Consider the following 19,771-nt stretch of genomic DNA (forward strand, 5'->3'; position numbering starts at 1 on the left):
TAGTTTTAGTGGGGCTAAACATAGATAAAAAAAAGTTAACTGAGGGTAACTTTTATGCAACTAATGCAACAAAAATAAATGTGCCATGTTTAGGTATAAAATTGCATATTCGCATATTATAAACAATACAATACATGTTTGAAGCCATATTATTAGGTATTGGGGCAGGGATTATTTCGTCGTTTTTAACAGGTCCGGTATTTTTTGCAATGATTAAAACCAGTATAGAAAGGGGCTTTATGGCAGGCTTTTCTTTGGCTATTGGAGTTATAATTAGTGATGTTATTTTAATTGCACTGGTGCTTTTTGGCAGCCAGTTTTTTGATTACAAAGCGAGTTTTGATAAATATGTTGGTTCTATTGGCGGAGTTTTCTTACTCGCTGTAGGAATATATTACCTGGTATCGAAAATGAAGGTGAATTATGATTCAAAAACCCTTCAAAAAGTTAGTAAAAGAGGTTACGTTTTAAAAGGTTTCCTGATGTGCATCCTCACTCCTTCAACCTTGATGTTCTGGATTATTGTTAGCGGAATCATTTCCGTTAAACTCAATAATATGCTAAACGAGAAACTGGTTTGTTTCTTTATCGCTATGGCTACTCAGTTGAGCATAGATGGCGCTAAAAGTTTTTACTCCAGTAAACTCCGTTACAAAATAAAGGAAGATGCTTTGAAAACGTTGAATAAAATAGCTGGCGTAGTGATCATCTTCTTTGCCTTCTGGCTGATTTATAAAACCTATATTCAGTTTTACGCCTGATCAAGAACAGGTTTATAGCACTTCATCAAGATTATAGATATCAACATAATCTAGCAATCTACCGCCGGCACAGTTTTCCATATTTTGAAGACGATAATAAGCTCTGTCGCCCTTTTTTAAAAATACCTGAGCACCAGTTTTTTCGCAGGGCACACCTCCATTATTATCTTTAATATAGGTTATGAGGGTACCTTCAAACGAAACCCGATTGGCATCCAATCTTTTCATCCGCCCATCAATTTTAAGATATTCATTCCGGCTATTGGTTTGCTCGCCCTTTACGGCAAACCAGTTATCTGCCTTTTTAGTTATTTGGGCAGTACCTTTCTCACTTTCGAAACTGATCCACTGCAAACCAATCGGAACGCTTTTGCTAACATTGATCTCAACTTTTGGAATTTTACTCTTAAGCTCATCGCGTACATTTTTAAGTGTATCATTTAATTCAGATAACTTATTAGAAATGCTATCGCTCGTATTATCTATCGCGTTGGTTACCTTTTGCTGGCTACTATCAGAACAACCAAATGCCAAACAAATGGCAAATATTACGCAGGATTTTATCAAATTTTTCATAGTGGAATTAACATGTACACCTGTCGAAATGTTTTTTTCAAACTGTTAAATCTGATCATAATGATTGATGGCATTAGTACTGAAAAACACCTCCAGATTCGTTGATTATTCACGTTACTCTATATTTTTTCAAGAAAAAAAAATAGCCCACATAAAATGTGAGCTATCTAATCTTCTAATTCTTCGAGGAGTTTTAATATGCCCGCTGGTTATTTCCTTCTTTCCAGTTGATAAAAGCCTTATTTACCACTTTATTTCCACCAGGAGTTGGGTAGTTACCAGAAAAATACCAATCACCTTTATTTTTCGGACAAGCTTCATGCAAGTTTTCTAAACTTTGATAAATCACTTCCACCTCGGCAACTGTACCTTTTGGCGTAATAATTTGTGCAATTTTAGCAGAAATTTCTTCTGGTGTAAATGGTCTGTAAATATCTTTCACATGATTTACTATCTCCTCTTTAGGCAGCAATAAAGACGCTTTACATTTTGCATAAACATCTTCAATAACCTGCCACATGCCACGCTCAGTTAATAACTGAATTGCTGCATCGAAAGCTACAAACTGCCCCATTCTACTCATATCGATACCATAACAATCAGGGTAACGGATTTGAGGTGCAGAAGAAACAATGATAATTTTTTTCGGATGTAACCGATCTACGATTTTAATGATGCTTTGTTTCAAGGTAGTACCACGAACAATTGAATCATCTAATGCTACCAGAGTATCCTGATGATTATTGATGATACCGTAAGTTGTATCGTAAACGTGGGCTACCATTTCACTTCTATCCGCATCCTGGGTAATGAAGGTTCTCAATTTTACATCTTTAACGGCAAGTTTTTCAACCCTTGGCGCTAACGATAATAAATCTTCCAGTTGCTCATCAGTCAGTTCTTCTTTCTTATGTAGAAGTATATCTTTCTGGTGCCTGCGTACATATTGCTGAACACCATCAACCATTCCGAAGAATGCGACTTCAGCTGTGTTTGGAATAAAAGAAAATACAGTGTTTTTCAAATCATAATTAACAGCCTGCAGAATTTTATCACTCAATAAACGGCCTAACTGTTTACGTTCACGATAGATCTCCACATCACTTCCTTTTGAAAAATAGATGCGTTCAAAAGAACAAGATAATCTTTCAGTAGGTTCGCGGAATTGTTCCATGCTCACCTCGCCGTTTTTTTTAATGATTAAAGCATGACCAGGATCAATTTCCTTCACATCTTTAAACTGAATATTGAAGGCCGTTTGTAAAGCCGGTCTTTCAGAAGCAGCCACTACAATTTCATCATCATAATAATAATACGCCGGGCGAATACCTGCCGGATCACGCATGATGAATGAATCGCCGTTACCTACCATACCACAAATAGAATAACCACCATCCCAGGTTTTAGCCGAGCGGCGAAGGATATTTGCAATGTCTAAATGATCGGATATTTTGTGTGTGATGGATACGTTATCATGTCCTTCTTTTTTGTACTGATCAAAGAGGTCTTGATTTTCATCATCTAAGAAGTGACCAATTTTCTCCAAAACGGTAACGGTATCTGCTTTTTCTTTTGGATGTTGCCCTAACTCATACAATTGCTCCAATAACTCATCAACATTGGTCATGTTAAAGTTACCGGCAATTACCAAATTACGGGTCATCCAGTTATTTTGCCTTAAAAAAGGATGGCAATTTTCGATACTGTTTTTACCATGTGTACCATAACGCAAATGGCCCAATAACACCTCGCCAATAAAGCTAACATTGTTTTTGAGCCACTCTGTATCCTGCATTAATTCAGGTGTGTTTTCTTGTATATCTACGAACTTATTCTGTACGTATTCGAAGATATCTGCTACCGCATTCGAAGCCATGCTCCGGTATCGGCTAATGTACCTACTGCCAGGTTTCATATCCAGTTTAATGGTGGCAATACCTGCGCCATCCTGGCCCCGGTTATGCTGTTTCTCCATTAAAAGGTATAATTTGTTAAGGCCGTAAAGTGCTGTACCGTACTTTTGCTGGTAGTAAGAAAGTGGTTTTAACAGGCGAATAAAAGCGATTCCGCATTCGTGTTTTATCTGATCACTCATTGTGTAGGTTTGAAGCCGCAAAGTTATCCTTTTAAAACATCACAACCTAAACAAAAGTATTTTCTTTTGTCACAAACGAGTTAATTTGAAATGATGCATTTCCAACACTTATAACGCCAAAATGTTAAATTATTTGGAATTAGTCTAAATAGTTTTGTAAAGAGGCTGCAAATTTACATCTTTGCAAAAAAAATGAATTTCGTCTGAGTTTTCATACTCACAATTATTAATTACTTGAAGAGAGTTTACATATTCGTATTATTATTGTTCGCAATCTCTGCCCAAGCGCAACAGGGAATGTTTATTGAAGGTAAGGTAATAGATCAACAGAATAAACCTATTCCTTCGGCCAACATCAAAATTATTGAAACCAATCAGTATGGAATAACGGCACCTGATGGTTCGTTTAAGCTTCCGGTAAAAAACTTATCTAATAATACACTAACATTAGAGTTTACATTTATCAGTTATCAAAAACTTGTTAAAAAAGTGCTGATTTCAGGAAATGGCACAAACCTCGGTAATGTTATTTTAAAAGAACTAAACCTAAGTTTAGAAACGATTGACATTAATGCTAAACGTAATTATGAAGGACAATCAAATTCATCACTGATAATTTCTAGAGACATTATCGAGCAAACTCCTGCCTTAAGTGTGGCCGATTTGCTTAATCAACTGCCGAACAGAAAAATTGTTGCACCATCTTTGCAAAGTGTGCAAAACATTACGTTGAGATCGAGTTTTGCACCAACCACCAACGGCCGTGGTGCATTCGAAATGAACAACTCTTTTGGGGTTGCCATTATTGTTGATGGAAATGCGATTAGCAATAACATGAACATGCAAAGTTTTAACCCAGGTTTATTGGGTGCAGGCAATTCGTTAATTTCTGGTTCTTATAGTGGTTTAAACGGTGCAGCAACACCAAGCGTAAACGGCAGTCCGGTTACTTCGTACTCAGGCGATTTTGCTTTCAGTGGAACGGATTTACGTCAGATTCCAGCCGATAATATTGAAAACATTGAAGTAATTTCTGGGGTTGCCCCCGCAAAATATGGCGATTTGACCGATGGAGCGGTAATAATCGATCGCCAGGCTGGTAAAGCACCTGGATACTTAAGAATGCAAATTCGCGACAATGCTACATCTTATGGCTATTCCCAGGGTTTTAAAATTTCAGAAAAAGCTGGCGCCGTGAATGTTGGCATCAACTACGTTAATTCCTTTGGCGATAACCGCGACCGTTTAAAAGCCTACAAAAGAATTAATACCTCGGCGATGTACTCAAATTCTTTTGGGATAGAGAAAAGATTAAAAAATACTTTAAGTTTAGACTATGGCCGAAACCTCGATGGCTTGCGGGGCGATAACGATGACATCACCAGGACCATTCTTCGTTTTGATAGTTGGAATTTTAGCGTGGCCAACAGATCTAATTACCGCATAAACAGTAACTTTTTAAAAAGTGCATCGCTAAATTTAAGGTATGCAGAGGGGCATCAAGTAAGTTACAGAGAACAGTTTAGAAATGAACCATATCTGATTGTTTCCGATGCCACTACAACCGGTATTCACGAAGGTAGTTATGCTCCAGGAATTTACACCGCAGCATCTTTAATTGATGGGCGACCAGTTAATGCTTCAGCGAAGCTGGATTTTAATGCTGATTTCAAAATGGGGGAGATTACACACTTTTTGGGTTTCGGTGTGAGTTATGATTATGGGGTTAATAAAGGTGATGGACAAGTGCTCGATCCGAGCAGGCCTAGGGCACAAACTGCGGCTGCTACTACTTCTTTAACCCCAAACCGGTCAGAACGTTATTACGATTTTAACTTGGCCGTACCCCAAAGAAACGTAGGTTTTTATTTGGAAGATTTATTCAAAGTGAAGATGTTCAACCGCGATTTAAACGTTAGGGCTGGCTTAAGGTACGATATCCAAAATGCACTGCCCTCTTTTTCTCCAAGGCTGAACATGAACTATGCTGTTGACCAAAATCTTCGTTTTGGCTTCTCTTATGGTTTATCCTTTAAATCCCCATCGTTAGGCCAGCGCTACCCTGGCCCAACTTATTTTGAAATTCCAATTATAAATTCTTTTAACGGGAATGCGGCGGAAAGCATTTATCTGGTTTATGTTAATCGTTATGATCATAATTCGAGTAATTTAAAATCATCAAAAAGCCAAACATTTGAGTTTACTTCACAACTTAAATTAAAAGAATTTAATCTTTCATTAAGCTTGTTCAACAAACAAAATCGTAATGGCATTAACACTATTAGCCAACGCAATTATGTAAAATTACCAACTTATGTAGCCACTATTAGACCAGGCCAACAGCCAATGTTAACCCAAACCGGAACACGAATAGTTGGCTTTCAATATTCTTATTTTGGAAACGACTTATTATCTGATAATCAAGGTGTAGAACTTATTTTGAATACGCCAAAAATTAAAGCCATTTCTACAACGTTTAACGTTAGTGGCGGTTTGTTCAGAACCAACTATGAAACCAAAAGTCCAAAATTGGACAGTTTTGAAGATAATGGTTCAACAAGGCCCGACTACGCCATCATTGGATATTACGAACCGGAGAAAAGGGTTTCATTCTTAAGTAATGCCAGAATAAGCTCATCTACACACATTCCCAAAATCAGCTTAATTGTTAATTTTATCGCTGAGTTCTCTTTACTTCAAAAAACAGTTCAATCTGAAACCGCTGGTATTCCTTATGCTTACCTCACAAGAGAAGGCAGATATATTGATATTCCAAATTTCGATGCGCTTAATCTTGATTATGGTCATCTTTATAAACCCGCATCAGAGATCAATGAGAATAATATTCCTCGTGTAATTCCCAACTTCCATTTGAGTTTGGCAAAAGAAATTAAAAAGAGATTCCGTTTCTCTTTCAATGTATATAACGTATTCAATTATCAACCTTATTATATCAATACATCAGGCAGTTACATTTATCCAAGTTCTGCACCATCTTTTGGCGCAGAGATTTCAATTAAACTTTAAATTTTAAAAATGAAAAAGTATCTCTACTTACTTCTTGCAGTTTCGATTTTAGCATCCTGCAAAAAAAACAATTCTACCGACATTCAGCCTGTAGATGTAAATGTAAAATTAGCGTATAACTTACAAGCGAGCAATTACCAATTGCCTTTAACCGAGATAAAGGTTAAGGTAACCAACATCGATACCAAAATTGCGCAAAACTTTACAGTGAACGATAAAGGCACGCTTATAGTTCCCCAATTGGCTCCGGGTTTTTACGATATTGATGCATCTGCAACCATTTCTGCTGCCGATTACAGCGCTTTAACAGGCACTTTGGTAACTAAAGACGTAACTTACAATGCATCTGTTAAAAAGAAACAAATTACAGTTAATTTTAGTGAAACTGTTGCCTTAAATCTGGTAACCGGCACTACTGGAGATTGGGTAATTAAGCAGGTTTATTTTGCGGGTTCTGATAGAGTAAATGGCGCTCTTTATCGCGATCAGTTTATCGAATTTTATAACAACAGTGATAAAGTACTTTATGCAGATAGTCTTTACTTTGCAGAAACTGTCGGTTTGGTAACCAAAACCAGTGCAGCAACTTACAACGTTACGGCAAGCAGCCAGTACGATTGGAGCAAATCGGTAAATATGCCAGCCAATATCGATGCAAATAACGATTACATTTACGCAAGAGCATTTTTGATGATTCCGGGTACAGGAAAGCAATATCCCGTACAACCCGGAACCAGCATCGTGGTAGCGCAAACCGCAATTAATCACAAAAGTCCATACACTGGTGTTGATGGAAAAGCCATTAGCGTTTTAAATGCAGATCTAACTATCGACTTAAGCAAAGCTGATTTCGAAGCTTACTATGCGCCTTTGTTAAGTAAACCATTGGCATCTGACATCGATAATCCATCGGTACCAAACTTAGAAGTTTTACAATATTTTGGAACGGATATGATTTTTGATAATCCAGGCCGTTACTCTTATGCTTTGATTAAAGTAGACGGTACACAAAAGCCAAAAGATTGGCCACAGTACAACCTTCCAACAAAGGCAACGCCAGGTTCAACTTCTACAAAATACTATCAGATCCCAAACAAATGGGTAATTGATGCTGTAGAAGTTCAGCCGAATGAAGTTGCAGACCGTATCCCTAAAAAATACGATGCAAGTTTAGATGCTGGCTTTACATTTGTACCACTAGGTTCTTACACATCTCAATCTATTATTAGAAAAACAGAGAAATCTGTCAACGGCCGTGTAATTCTAAAAGATACCAATAATAGCACTGAAGATTTCGATTATTTCAATCTTGCAAATCCAAGAGGATTTAAATAACAATCAAATGAGGTTGTATCATAAAACAAATTTCTCAGAACGCTTTAACATTGAACCTGTAGCAATACCTTAAAATTGCCTTTAGTAGGTACTTGAACAAGGTCGGGATAACAATCTATGTTTATGATACAACCTCTTTTTAACATATAAATGAATACAAAATTTCTCCTTTATCTATTTGTTTTCATCATTCCATTTTCAGTTTGTGCCCAAACGGTAAGTGATGGAAGAGATATGAAACGGGCTATAACATCAAATCAGTTCTATGCTGATTCTACCAGCCAGCAAATGTTCAACTTTGCAAAATCGAGCAGTTATTATCTCAATAATTTAATGCCCGATCATATAAGCAAGGCTGCAATGAGTTATCAATACGATAGAGGGCTTTATAATGCATCGCAAAATGCCACAAGTTTGCAAAGCAATAAAATTGAAACTGAAGGAACGATAAAACTGGGTACCATCAAACTATTTGGTGGATTTTCGTATAGGAAAAGCTATGAAGACAGCACTCGTTTTGCACACCAAACCCGTAGCAATACCAGCACCCCTTATTACTTTGGCTCGCCGGCTTATGTACATTACGAGCGTAATGTTTACGATTTTAAAACCATGGCGAACAAAAATTTCTTTAGCGAAAAACTTAGTGTTGCCGCAGGGGCAGATTATAAAGTGGGCAGTCATTTTTCTACAAATGATCCACGTGGGGGAATTGGGGAGTATCAGTTTAACCTCATGTTATCTTTGGGCTATCAAATTAGCACGATTACCAAAGTAGGGGCAGCAATTAGACATGGTTACGGACAGGAACGTATAAACATTGCTTACAAAAACCCACGCTATTACGAAAGTTCGAGCTTCCCGATGTATTACAATCATTTAATTAACGGCTATGGTGAGAGCAGGCCGGTTTTAAATGAACGCCGCTACAATGATGATCAAACCAGGAATGGTGCCGATATTTATGTAGATATTACCACAGCAAATGCTGGAAATTTCCACCTATCAGGAAGATATATTGCAGAAAACCAAGATTATTTATTTGGAAATGGAAGTGGTTTTACAACGTATGCCAAGTATAATTTAAAAGCCACCGTTGGGAATTTATTATGGACCAAGAAAATCCGCAACCTGAGCTTAAGTGCTTTAATTAATTACATCTCAAAGAACGGTGAAGATTACAATATTGATTTCAAGGCTAACAATTACAAATACCTCTCAAACAATTTATCTGCGAAGTTTTTTGTAACAACACGACAAGAAAAAAATCAATTTAATCATTTTATTGGGGTTGAACAACTAGATGAAGAACGTGTGGATGGTATTAAGGGTAATGATGTCTTTTATAAGAATCTTTTATTGAGCGCAGGTTCAGGTTGGAGAAGAAATCAAGATGATGCACATTACTTTGCATTAAACCTCACAGCTACCTATATAATGCCTTTGGATGATCGTTTTGCTGTATTGCAAACCAATGAAGCTTATTTTACACAGTACGTAATTTACCACGATTATTTGTACAATACTTCATCTTTTATTGGTGGCAATTTGGCTGCCGAATATGGTTTCCCATTATTTAAAGTTATGCAAGCATCCTTTAAAATTAATGCAGGTTATCTGCAAAAAATAGATGAGAAAATAATCAACAGAACAATCGTTTCGGCCCCCGGCAAAGATCGGTTTGCTTCCAATATCAGCTTAAATCTGTATTTTTAACCCCATGAATAAAGTTTTTGTCACGCTTGCCTTAGTCCTAACCGGATTGATTTTATTTTCATTTCAATCAACAAATTTTAATAATGATGATGAATTGAGCATAGATAGTTTGCGTAAAGTTTATTCGAAACCTACTGACCATTGGCCAAAACCTACGGTAGATAAAGGGGCCGTTTTTCAGGAATTGGGAGAACTTCCACCCTCTCCGGTCGATTTAAAAAACGATTCGGTAAAAAATGTTGTAGAACTTGGAAAGATCTTGTTTTTCGATCCTCGATTATCAGGCTCTAATCAAATTTCATGTTCGAGCTGTCATGCGCCAGATTTACATTGGTCTGATGGTCGCCAGGTTTCTGTAGGGCATGATCATCTGACTAATATCCGCAATGCACCATCTTTAGAAAATGTGTGGTTTTACAAACGTTTATTTTGGGATGGAAGAGCAGCAAGTTTAGAGGAGCAAGCTGAAAGTCCGGTGGCAGCACACAATGAAATGCACCAGGACATGAAAGCACTGCCTAAAAAACTGACAAAAATAAAAGGTTATCAACCATATTTCACTGCAGCATTTGGTTCGAAAACCATTACCAATAAAAGGATTTTCGAAAGCTTAGCCACTTTTCAACGGAGTATTGTGAGCAGAAGAACCCCATTTGATCGTTTCCTTGCCCGAGATAAAAAAGCATTAACTGACCAACAAATCGTAGGCTTACATCTGTTCCGTACCAAAGCCCGTTGCATCAACTGCCACAATGGCCCATTGTTCACCGATAATGAGTTTCATAATGATGGTTTGACTTATTTCAAGCGCAAATACGAGGATTTAGGCCTGTACAATGTCACCAAAAAACCTGAAGATGTAGGTAAGTTTAAAACGCCTGGATTAAGAAATGTAATGAAAACTGCCCCTTGGTTTCATAATGGACTGTTTCCGGATATGGATGGAGTGATGAACATGTACAATATCGGCATGCCTGTTCAAAGAGTTAGGCCAGAACAGGAAAATGATCCGTTATTGCCTAAAAATGATAAGCTTTTAAAAGGTTTAATGTTGAGCAAAGCTGAAAAGGATGCCGTTGTTTCATTTTTAGATGCGCTTACCTCCCCTACGGTTTTAGTTCGGGTAGAGAAGTTGCCGCAGTAATTTTACTAGATAGCCGTTCGACCATTATCCCTAGCTTGACTGGTGTTTTCGTCGTAAATTTATTCAATTCACTTAGGGATATTAAGTACTTCCTATCGCATACAACGTCATACCCTAGGGCATGATAAAGGCATTTAAAGGCATCTTTGATACCACCTTGCACTTACATCTTTTCAGATTTCAAATCTTCGCCAAAAAAGATTGAGGCATGTTCATCAAATGCCAGCGGATCGCCACTGGTGTAAAATGATTTCTCCTGGTTCCTGCTCAGTTTCTCTTCGATCTCAGGGTGTCGCTGTAGGTAATCAACCAAACTAGTCGCTACGATTTCGCCCTGCGTGAGAATATTGATATAATCTGGAAAAACTTTCTTAAGCTTAGGCAGCAGTAAAGGATAATGTGTACAGGCTAATAAAACACAATCAATATCCTCTGACTGTGTCATCAGCTGGTGGCAATACTCATTAATAAAAAAGTCGGCTCCACTTTGAAGATGCTCATTATTTTCAATTAACGGCACCCACATCGGGCAGCTCTGTTGGTAAACCTTTATCTCCGGAAAAAATTTATTAATCTCCAGCAGGTAAGATTGAGAATTAACCGTTCCCCTGGTTCCCATCACCCCTACCGTTTTGCTTGAAGTAAATTGGTTGATCACTTCGGCCGTTGGCCTGATTACCCCCAAAACCCGTTTACCCGGATACTTTGCAGGTAAATCTTTTTGCTGAATGCTACGAAGCGCTTTCGCTGAAGCAGTATTACAGGCCAGAATGACCAATTCACAGCCCTTTGCAAAAAGCCATTCCACGCATTCTAAAGTATATTTATAAATGGTATCGAAAGAATGATCGCCGTAAGGAGAACGGGCATTATCGCCGAGATACACGTATTGATAGTCTGGCAATCGATCGGCTATAGACCTAAAAACCGTCAATCCTCCATAACCAGAATCGAAAATACCTATTGGCGATGTTTTTTGCATGTATTGATTAAATGTGGAAGCGTTAAAATAAAATCTTAACCTTACAACGTTACAATGTTTTTTACAACCTTACAACATTAGTCAAAAAAAAACGGAACCAAGTTGCCTCGATTCCGCTTTATATTTTGAATTAGCCAGGGAGATTCACTACTCCAGACTAAAAACTAAAACCTTATTTCTTTGGTGCAGCTGGTTTAGCAGCAGTAGCTGAAATACCTAATTTACTTTTAACTGCAGCAGTGATATCATCGCCACCTTCCCAGAAAACTAAGTTGTTACCACCTTGTCCGTTCGCGATATCGAAAACGTAAGCCAAGCCTTTTTCTTTAGCTACAGCAGAAATTGCAGTGGCCACTTTTGCCTGAATTGGTTGGAATAACTCACCTTGTTTAGTACCTACATCCTGAGATGCTTTAGTACGGGCATCAGTAATGCGTTTCTCTAAATCTTGTAATTCTTGTCCGGCAACTTGTAATTCTTTACCAACTTGCTCTTTGTTAGCCTCACTTAAAGTTTTTTCTTTAGCCTGGGCAGCAGCCAATTTAGTTTGATATTCTTTGATCATTCCATCAATGCTTCCCTGTAAAGATTTACCTAAAGTTTCTAAGGTAGTTTGAGCCGTTTTAGCCTCAGGAAGATTAGCAAAAACATCTTCTGAATTAATGTGACCTAATTTTTGTTGCGCACTTGCCATATTCGCTGTAAACATTAACCCTGCTGCTACAAAGAATACGTTAATTAACTTTCTCATCGTTCTATTTTACTTTTTTTATTTTTTTATTGTTTTTCTAAATTCTAAGGGGGCGAATATACTAATTTCCTGCCCCTGGTTTGTAACCTAATTTCACAATTACATCATTACTAACATCGTAGCTACTACTTGCATAAATCATCATGGTTGCTTCACTGCTCTTGTCAAAAATGAAATCAAGGTATTTTGCTTTTGCAATCTGTTTAATCACGTCAGAAACTTTATCCTGAATTGGTTTGATTAATTTGGTTCTGGCCTGAAAAAGTTCACCATCAGGACCGAATTTTGAGCGTTGAAATTCCTTCGCTTGTTTTTCTTTCTCTATAATTTCATTTTCACGGCGCTTACGCATATCATCAGTTAATAAAACCTGATCTGCCTGATAGGCTTTATACATCCTGTCTATTTCAGAAAAGTTTTGATCTACCTGTTGTTGCCATTGTTTTGATGCTACTTCTAGCTGGCTCAATGCCGATTTGTATTCTGGCATCTGCTTCAAAATATACTCTGTGTCTACATATGCAAACTTTTGTGCATACGCACCAAATGTGGTGCAAAGTAAAAATGCGATAAAAAGATACTTTTTCATTTGTGTGTGTTTTATAATTCGTTTATAACCTAAGCCTTGTTTAAACTCAACTTATACTGTTTTATTGCATATTTAATTATTTTTTTACGCTTTATCAATTAAAATCCACCTAATTGTTGTGCGATACTAAAGTGGAACTGGCCTTTGTTCGAATCAGGTAAACCTGGAATCGCATCAAAACCATAACCATAATCAATACCTAACAAACCGAAAATCGGTAAAAAGATTCTTGCACCAACACCAACTGATCTTCTGATGTTGAATGGATTGAAATCACTGAATCTGTTCCAGGTGTTACCACCTTCAGCAAAAGCCAACACAAATGCTGTAGCTTGCTGACTTGCAATAACCGGGTAACGAGCTTCCAATACATATTTCGTATAGATAGGGCTACCAGATTGCTGTGCAATACCTGGATTTGATCCTACCGGGATAACCGTATTGTTGGCATAACCACGCATCGCGATCAGCTCTGATCCTTGTAAGAAGTCGAAACCTTGCATACCATCACCACCTAATTTGAAACGCTCAAATGCTGATTGACCTACGGCTTTATTATACTGACCTAAGAAACCAAATTGTGCCTGTGCTTTAATTACGAAGTTACCTGCTACACGTTGATACCATTGCGAATCAAACTTCCATTTGTGGTACTCGGTGAAACGATATTTTTCCTTATCAGGCGCTGTTGCATAATTTGTTTTATTAAACAATGAATAAGGCGGCGTTGCCTGAACAGTAAAACGGATAAATGAACCTGATTTAGGGAAAATAGGCGAATCTCTCGAATCGCGGCTAATCTCTTGTGATAAGTTTAAGTTATATGATGTTCCTGTAGTAAATAAATAACCTTGATAATTATTCAGAATGTATTGTTGTAAATTAACGGCGTGGCTTAATTGAAAATAGTTATCCGGCCAGTTTAACCTTCTACCTAAACTTACGGTAACACCATTCAAACGGATTTTCATTAAGTCAGACTCATTCGTTGCAGCATTTGATTGCAATGAAGTAAATGCACTCACACCAAAACTTACCGGTTTCTCGCCACCAAACCATGGCTGAGAGAAAGAGAAACTGTATGATTGATAATATTTACCATTCGTTTGTCCACGTAAACTTAATTTTTGCCCATCACCTTTTGGAAGTGGTTTGTACGCTTTTAAGTTAAATAAGTTTTTTAACGAAAAGTTATTGAAGGTTAAACCCAAAGTACCGATAATACGGCCACCACCGAAACCACCTGATAACTCAATCTGATCGGAAGGTTTTTCTTCTACCGCATATTCAATATCAACTGTACCATCTGCCGGATTAGGACGAGGAGTTGGAACTGTTTTGGATTCATCAAAGTTACCCAATTGGCCAATCTCACGAATGGTACGGATTAAATCGCTTTTGTTAAATTTTTGTCCCGGTTTGGTACGGATCTCACGTAAAACCACTTTATCATTGGTAATGGTATTACCCTTTAACGTGATTCTGTTGTTGGTATACTGCGGCCCTTCATACATGCGCATTTCCACATCAACCGTGTCGCCATATATTTTAGTTTGAACCGGATCGATGTTAAACGTTAAATAACCATTATCCGTATACATGCTGTTAATGTCGCCACCGTTTTCACCACCGCCATTCAGTTTCTTATTTAGTCTTTCTTCACTAAAAACATCACCTTTTTCGATGGTTAATACTTTATTTAAAATACTATCAGCATAAATCGCATTACCTGCCCAGGTAATATTTCCGAAGTAATATTTCTTTCCTTCGTAAAGATCCATTCTGATATTTACTCTTTTTTTGTTGTGTTGGTAAATGGTGTCTTTTAAAAGCTCAGCATCACGATAACCTTTTTCATGCATTTTGGCTATCATTTTTACTTTATTCTCTTCGTATTTTTCTTTAGAGAACTTTCCTGAACCCCAGAAACGCCACCAGGCAAATTGCTTAGGATTTTTTAGGTACTTTCTAAGCTTGGCTGCTTTAAAATCCTTATTGCCTGTAAAATCAATACGCTGCACTTTAACGCGTCCACCCTTATCAATATTTGCCTCTAAAACCACACTATTTTCTGCATTTGGGTCTTTACGTGTGGTATAATTAATCGTGGTGAAGAAGTAACCTTTATCTAACATGTACTTCTTCACAATTGCCGAAGTAGTGTTGTACAAGTTATCATTAACAATTTTACCGGTTTTATCATTCAGTTTTTCCTGAATGGCAGTTCTTTGTGATTTGTTAATTCCTTTCAAATCAATCGAGCTTAAACGAGGACGCTCGATCACTTCAATTTCAAAATAAACTGAATCCTGAACAAACTTTTCGATATTAATTTTAACATCATCAAACAATCCCTGCGCCCAAAGCGTTTTAATGGCATCAGAAGTAGCTTCACCAGGAAGAACCACTTTATCGCCTTTGGTTAATTTGGAAAGGGTGATTAAAACCTCTTTATCAAGATATTGGGTTCCTGTTACGGTTGTGCCACCAATGATATATTCTTTCGGACTAAAATAATCGAGATCTAAGCCTCCAACTTTTAAAGATGGGGTTGCCGGTGCCTTACCTGTAGGACGTATTTGAGCGAAGGCCGGAGCAGCTAAAACGAGTAGGATTAAAACTTGAAATATTCTTTTCATTAAAATAATTTGTTCAGTAATGGCCACGAAGGTAACAATGTTTTTTAAAGCAAATTTTAGGTTTGCTATGTTTCCCTTATGATGGTTACATTTATCGTATAAAAGTGGTGCTAAGTTAGTTTAAACGCTTGTTAAAAAGTGTTAAAAGAAAAATTAGTTCAATTGTTCGCTAATTTTTCCAAAGCGGCGTTCGCGTTTTTGATAATCAACAATAGCTTCAAAAAGATCTTCCCTTCTAAAGTCTGGCCATAACACATCGGTAAAATAAAACTCCGTATAAGCCATTTGCCAAAGCAAATAATTGCTGATTCGGTGTTCTCCACTGGTTCTGATCATCAACTCAGGATCTGGAATATTTACAGTAGTAAGTTTGGATGAAAAAAGATCTTCATCAATATCATCTAAGGAGATGGAATTATCTTTTACAGCTGCTGCAATTTTTTTAGCTGCCTCCAAAATTTCCCATTTGGCACTGTAGCTTAAAGCTAAAGTTAGGGTACATTTTTCATTGTGAGCAGTTTTTGCCATAGCCTCTTTCAAATCATCAATACATTCTTGAGGTAAAGATGCTATGTTACCAATCGCATTTAGCTTAACATTATTTTTGTTCAGGGTTTCGGTTTCCCTGTTAATGGTTGAGATCAAAATCTGCATTAAAGCATCTACCTCTTCTTTTGGCCGGTTCCAGTTTTCTGTTGAAAAGGCATAAAGGGTAAGGTATTCAATTCCTACTTCTACACAACCTTCTACAATATCTTTTACTGAAAGTACACCTTGTTCATGCCCGAAAACACGTACTTTGCCCTGGCCTTTCGCCCATCTTCCGTTACCATCCATAATCACGGCAATGTGCTTTGGCAGGCGGCTATAGTCTATTTGTTCTTTAAAATCCATTAATTATGTCAAAATCAGCTTAAAACGAGTAGCATTTTGAGGATACAAAGGTAAAAGATATGCCAACACTAACAAATAGATAAGTGTCCCTTTTTCTAAAATCTCCTCTTTGTGTTCCGGCGAAACCAATCTGATTAGGAGAAGGGTCTGATAAATTGACCCGATTTTGTCCATTACCTACAATTACAGGATTAACCGGATACCTACCACTCACATCATCGATATAATCGGTTAGCGGTGTTCGGTAGCCTAGTTCTGTAAATACACTCCAGGTATCTTTATAATTGTAGCGCAGGCCAACGCCGTATGGAATGGTTAATACCATATTTTGATAGCCCTCATCTTGCCCTTCTGTTGCTAACCGGTCAAGACGATAGGTTTCTCCGTCGTACTTAAACTTAGGTTTAAATGCTACAAAACCTGCTCCTGTAAAAAGGTAAGGCGTAAACTGACGTGTGCCCCCACCAAGCTTAAAATTAAAAAAATTAAAATCAACCAGCGCACTCAGTTCATTTAAAGAAGTATTGAAACTTAAATTCCGATCCCTAAACTGGGCGTTGTTTGATTCAGAATCTTTGGCCTGAATTTGACCGTAAGTATAATTTAGGCGGACACCTAAATATTGATTAAAATTCCTTTTTACGTATAAACCACCCGATAAGCCACTGATTTGTAATGGATTATTTTGATTTAAATCGCCCATGTAACCTGCTCCTCCACCCATAAGGCCAATTTCCCAATTACCTTCCTGAGCATGAGCAACTCGGCCGGCAGTAGTAAACAGGAAGATGATTAAAAGGAGTTTGTTTAGCGTCATACTTAGTAGTTACGGGTATCAATTCCCCATAATAATTTATTCCTTAACGTGTTTAAATAGGTTTCATTGTTAAGGCGAATAAGATTTATACAAAAGTCAGCTTTTTTTATTGATATTTTAACTGATCGCTCTACCGTAACGGTTCTGCTATCGCAGGATACCAGAAATTTTGATTCCCTGGCTTCTACTTCAAACGATAACTTATTATCATCGGGTAAAACTACCGGACGCACATTTAAATTATGTGGTGCAATTGGTGTAACTACAAAATTTTCAGAATCTGGATAAATAATCGGTCCGCCGCAGCTTAATGAATAAGCGGTTGAACCAGTTGGCGTGGCAATGATTAATCCATCGGCCCAATAAGAATTGATAAATTCATCATTCATGGAAGCATGGATAATCATCATTGCTGAGTTATCACGCCTGTGAATGGTAATATCATTTAGTGCAAAATTTTCTTCGCCAAAAAGATGATTATCTGATTCTAAAACTAAAAGCGACCTGGTATCTAACGTATATTCTCCATTAACCAAGGCGTTAAGTGCCGATGTGATTTCGTTTTTATTGATACTTGCCAAAAATCCTAAACGGCCAAAATTAATCCCAATAACCGGAATATTGGAGTTACGGATTAATGATAGTGTATCAAGCAATGTTCCATCACCCCCTAAACTTAATAAAACATCAGCGTTTTGTTTCAGTTCTTTATGGTTATGAAAAATAATGGTATTGGAAGGCAGTTTTATTTTTCCGTGAAGCGATGTCTTAAATTTTGAATATAAAACAGGCTGAATCTGGTGTGTAGCCAGGTGATCAAAAACCTCCTGTACGTAAGGCAAAACCGTATCGTTAAAATCTCTTCCGTAAATTGCGATCCTCATAAAAAGTAGCCTTATACATTTAAATAGTTCATAAACGAATCATATCGTTCTTGTGAACCATCATCAATTTGGGTGTTGTTATAAACTTCTTTTACCAGATAATCATACCTTTCGAAAGAAGCAACAAGTGAAGTAATTTCTGTTTTATTTACTTTCAACGTTACTTCCATCCGGGTAGAATCGTTAAAAGAATTAACATAAGAAGACAAAATTTGGGCATTATCTGCCTCTACTATTTGTGAGATGTGTGCTAAAGAATTATCTCGGTTGCTTATTTCCAAAACGATAATTCCACCTGGTTCATTTACCGCATACTGCTCAGCAACTGCATCAACCATGTTATTAATTGAAATTAATCCTACATAGTTTTTTTGCTGATCTAAAACTGGCACTGCAGTAAGTTTAAGCTGACTCATTAAGCGGATTACATCATAAGTATGTGCATCACTCAAGGTAAAAGCATTCAACATATTCACAGCCGAATCTGTTAAAAAAATATCGTGATTAGGAATACTTTGTAAATCATCTTCAGCAACCAAACCCAAAAAAGTAAGCTCATTAACAACAGGCAGATGCTTCACCTTAAATTCGCTCATGCGATCTAAAGCTTTTTGCACCGTGTCATTTGTTTTTAATGATGGTATGGCCTTCGATATGATTTCTGCAGCAAACATTATTTTAGTAAAATTCTATCTAAAAATTTCTCGAGGTATGCGTTAAATATTGCCGGGTGCTCCATCATTGGCGCATGACCGCATTGATCAACCCAGTTCAATTCGGAGTTGGGCAACAACTGATGAAACTCTTCGGCCACTTCCGGTGGCGTAACTTTATCATTTTTACCCCAAATTAATGAAACCGGGATAGTAATTTTCGACAATTCTTTTGCCATGTTATGGCGAATGGCCGATTTAGCCATGGTTAAAATTCTGATTACACGCGATCGGTCATTTACCGTTTTGAATACATCATCTACCAGCTCTTTAGTAGCCGTAGCCGGATCGTAAAATGTAAATTCTACTTTCTCTTTAATGTAATCGTAACTCTCTCTGCGAGGGAACGAACCTCCGAAAGCATTTTCGTATAAACCAGAACTACCTGTTAGCACCAAAGCCTTCACAAATTCCTGATGCGCAACGGTAAAAACCAAACCAACATGACCGCCCAGAGAATTCCCCACTAAAACAACTTGATTTAATCTTTTAAACTTCAAAAAGCGATGTAGATATCTTGATAATGCTTTTACGCCTAAAGTTAAAATCGGCAATTCGTAAATGGGTAAGATTGGAATAACAACATGATAACGATCTTTAAACTGTTCGATAACAAGCTCCCAGTTGCTTAATTCGCCCATAAGGCCATGTAACAATACCAGCGTTTCGCCTTTTCCAGCTTCGATGTATTTAAATCCGTCGTCTTCTATTATCTCGTAAGTCATATATATTCTAGATGGTATTGTGCACTAAGTTAGTAGAGTAAAATTAAATTTTCGCATTTCTATGCCATTTTTCTGAAATAAAACCGAAAACGGTATAAAAACGCAGTTTGTAAAGCCCAAAGC

Annotated in this window: 16 protein-coding genes; 5 read left to right on the plus strand and 11 right to left on the minus strand. The window is 37.3% G+C overall.

Translation table 11 applies throughout. From position 1 onward, the window contains the following. Positions 1–134: 134 nt before the first annotated feature. Positions 135–761, plus strand: a complete 627-nt coding sequence (locus tag R2Q70_RS17935; protein WP_316808923.1) for a LysE family translocator — start codon at positions 135–137, stop codon at positions 759–761. A 12-nt stretch (positions 762–773) separates the two neighbouring features. On the opposite strand, the gene R2Q70_RS17940 is transcribed toward R2Q70_RS17935, so the two are convergent. Together R2Q70_RS17940 and R2Q70_RS17945 are read right to left on the minus strand one after the other, a co-directional pair. Next, a complete protein-coding gene (locus R2Q70_RS17940; protein ID WP_316808924.1) occupies positions 774–1,337 on the minus strand; it encodes a hypothetical protein in 564 nt (187 codons plus the stop codon). Positions 1,338–1,530: 193 nt separating this feature from the next. Continuing rightward, positions 1,531–3,432, minus strand: a complete 1,902-nt coding sequence (locus R2Q70_RS17945) for an amidophosphoribosyltransferase (protein ID WP_316808925.1) — start codon at positions 3,430–3,432, stop codon at positions 1,531–1,533. A 234-nt stretch (positions 3,433–3,666) separates the two neighbouring features. Between R2Q70_RS17945 and R2Q70_RS17950 the strand changes: the two genes are divergently transcribed. The 4 genes from R2Q70_RS17950 to R2Q70_RS17965 all read left to right on the plus strand — a co-directional run bounded on the left by R2Q70_RS17950 (position 3,667) and on the right by R2Q70_RS17965 (position 10,654). Next, a complete protein-coding gene (locus R2Q70_RS17950) occupies positions 3,667–6,459 on the plus strand; it encodes a TonB-dependent receptor domain-containing protein (protein ID WP_316808926.1) in 2,793 nt (930 codons plus the stop codon). Positions 6,460–6,468: 9 nt separating this feature from the next. Then, positions 6,469–7,794 carry a DUF4876 domain-containing protein gene (locus tag R2Q70_RS17955; RefSeq protein WP_316808927.1) on the plus strand — a complete coding sequence of 442 codons (1,326 nt, stop codon included), beginning with the start codon at positions 6,469–6,471 and terminating at the stop codon, positions 7,792–7,794. Between the two features lie 150 nt (positions 7,795–7,944). After that, positions 7,945–9,510 carry a DUF6850 family outer membrane beta-barrel protein gene (locus R2Q70_RS17960; RefSeq protein ID WP_316808928.1) on the plus strand — a complete coding sequence of 522 codons (1,566 nt, stop codon included), beginning with the start codon at positions 7,945–7,947 and terminating at the stop codon, positions 9,508–9,510. A 4-nt stretch (positions 9,511–9,514) separates the two neighbouring features. After that, positions 9,515–10,654, plus strand: coding sequence for a cytochrome-c peroxidase (locus tag R2Q70_RS17965; RefSeq protein ID WP_316808929.1), 1,140 nt, complete (start codon positions 9,515–9,517; stop codon positions 10,652–10,654). 163 nt (positions 10,655–10,817) lie between these two features. On the opposite strand, the gene murI is transcribed toward R2Q70_RS17965, so the two are convergent. The 9 genes from murI to R2Q70_RS18010 form a co-directional block, all read right to left on the minus strand. Next, positions 10,818–11,636, minus strand: coding sequence for a glutamate racemase (gene murI, locus R2Q70_RS17970; protein WP_316808930.1), 819 nt, complete (start codon positions 11,634–11,636; stop codon positions 10,818–10,820). Positions 11,637–11,808: 172 nt separating this feature from the next. Beyond that, complete coding sequence (locus R2Q70_RS17975) at positions 11,809–12,387, minus strand: OmpH family outer membrane protein (RefSeq protein ID WP_010602608.1); 579 nt, start codon at positions 12,385–12,387, stop codon at positions 11,809–11,811. Positions 12,388–12,448: 61 nt separating this feature from the next. After that, positions 12,449–12,976 (minus strand): OmpH family outer membrane protein, encoded by a 528-nt coding sequence (locus R2Q70_RS17980; RefSeq protein ID WP_316808931.1) that lies wholly within the window; start codon positions 12,974–12,976, stop codon positions 12,449–12,451. A 98-nt stretch (positions 12,977–13,074) separates the two neighbouring features. Next, entirely contained in the window at positions 13,075–15,615 is a 2,541-nt protein-coding gene (gene bamA / locus R2Q70_RS17985) for an outer membrane protein assembly factor BamA (protein WP_316808932.1), read from the minus strand. 153 nt (positions 15,616–15,768) lie between these two features. Next, positions 15,769–16,509 carry an isoprenyl transferase gene (locus tag R2Q70_RS17990; RefSeq protein WP_316808933.1) on the minus strand — a complete coding sequence of 247 codons (741 nt, stop codon included), beginning with the start codon at positions 16,507–16,509 and terminating at the stop codon, positions 15,769–15,771. A 19-nt stretch (positions 16,510–16,528) separates the two neighbouring features. After that, the gene (locus R2Q70_RS17995) at positions 16,529–17,326 is read right to left on the minus strand and encodes a DUF6089 family protein (protein WP_316808934.1); all 798 of its coding nucleotides are present in this window, start codon (positions 17,324–17,326) and stop codon (positions 16,529–16,531) included. 2 nt (positions 17,327–17,328) lie between these two features. After that, complete coding sequence (locus R2Q70_RS18000; protein WP_316808935.1) at positions 17,329–18,210, minus strand: NAD kinase; 882 nt, start codon at positions 18,208–18,210, stop codon at positions 17,329–17,331. 11 nt (positions 18,211–18,221) lie between these two features. Then, positions 18,222–18,884 (minus strand): CBS domain-containing protein, encoded by a 663-nt coding sequence (locus R2Q70_RS18005; RefSeq protein WP_316808936.1) that lies wholly within the window; start codon positions 18,882–18,884, stop codon positions 18,222–18,224. Then, positions 18,884–19,648, minus strand: a complete 765-nt coding sequence (locus tag R2Q70_RS18010) for an alpha/beta hydrolase (protein WP_316808937.1) — start codon at positions 19,646–19,648, stop codon at positions 18,884–18,886. Before R2Q70_RS18010 ends, R2Q70_RS18005 begins: the two co-directional genes overlap by 1 nt. Positions 19,649–19,771 lie beyond the last annotated feature (123 nt).

The sequence above is a fragment of the Pedobacter agri genome, from assembly GCF_032678665.1.
Lineage (GTDB): Bacteria > Bacteroidota > Bacteroidia > Sphingobacteriales > Sphingobacteriaceae > Pedobacter > Pedobacter agri_A.

Coding starts and splice junctions, on each gene's coding strand:
- R2Q70_RS18005 (WP_316808936.1), bottom strand. CDS start 18,884: ATGTTTGCTGCAGAAATCATATCGAAGGCCATACCATCATTAAAAACA.
- R2Q70_RS18000 (WP_316808935.1), bottom strand. CDS start 18,210: ATGAGGATCGCAATTTACGGAAGAGATTTTAACGATACGGTTTTGCCT.
- R2Q70_RS17945 (WP_316808925.1), bottom strand. CDS start 3,432: ATGAGTGATCAGATAAAACACGAATGCGGAATCGCTTTTATTCGCCTG.
- R2Q70_RS17960 (WP_316808928.1), top strand. CDS start 7,945: ATGAATACAAAATTTCTCCTTTATCTATTTGTTTTCATCATTCCATTT.
- R2Q70_RS17940 (WP_316808924.1), bottom strand. CDS start 1,337: ATGAAAAATTTGATAAAATCCTGCGTAATATTTGCCATTTGTTTGGCA.
- R2Q70_RS17980 (WP_316808931.1), bottom strand. CDS start 12,976: ATGAAAAAGTATCTTTTTATCGCATTTTTACTTTGCACCACATTTGGT.
- R2Q70_RS17975 (WP_010602608.1), bottom strand. CDS start 12,387: ATGAGAAAGTTAATTAACGTATTCTTTGTAGCAGCAGGGTTAATGTTT.
- R2Q70_RS17965 (WP_316808929.1), top strand. CDS start 9,515: ATGAATAAAGTTTTTGTCACGCTTGCCTTAGTCCTAACCGGATTGATT.
- R2Q70_RS18010 (WP_316808937.1), bottom strand. CDS start 19,648: ATGACTTACGAGATAATAGAAGACGACGGATTTAAATACATCGAAGCT.
- murI (WP_316808930.1), bottom strand. CDS start 11,636: ATGCAAAAAACATCGCCAATAGGTATTTTCGATTCTGGTTATGGAGGA.
- R2Q70_RS17990 (WP_316808933.1), bottom strand. CDS start 16,509: ATGGATTTTAAAGAACAAATAGACTATAGCCGCCTGCCAAAGCACATT.
- bamA (WP_316808932.1), bottom strand. CDS start 15,615: ATGAAAAGAATATTTCAAGTTTTAATCCTACTCGTTTTAGCTGCTCCG.
- R2Q70_RS17935 (WP_316808923.1), top strand. CDS start 135: ATGTTTGAAGCCATATTATTAGGTATTGGGGCAGGGATTATTTCGTCG.
- R2Q70_RS17995 (WP_316808934.1), bottom strand. CDS start 17,326: ATGACGCTAAACAAACTCCTTTTAATCATCTTCCTGTTTACTACTGCC.
- R2Q70_RS17955 (WP_316808927.1), top strand. CDS start 6,469: ATGAAAAAGTATCTCTACTTACTTCTTGCAGTTTCGATTTTAGCATCC.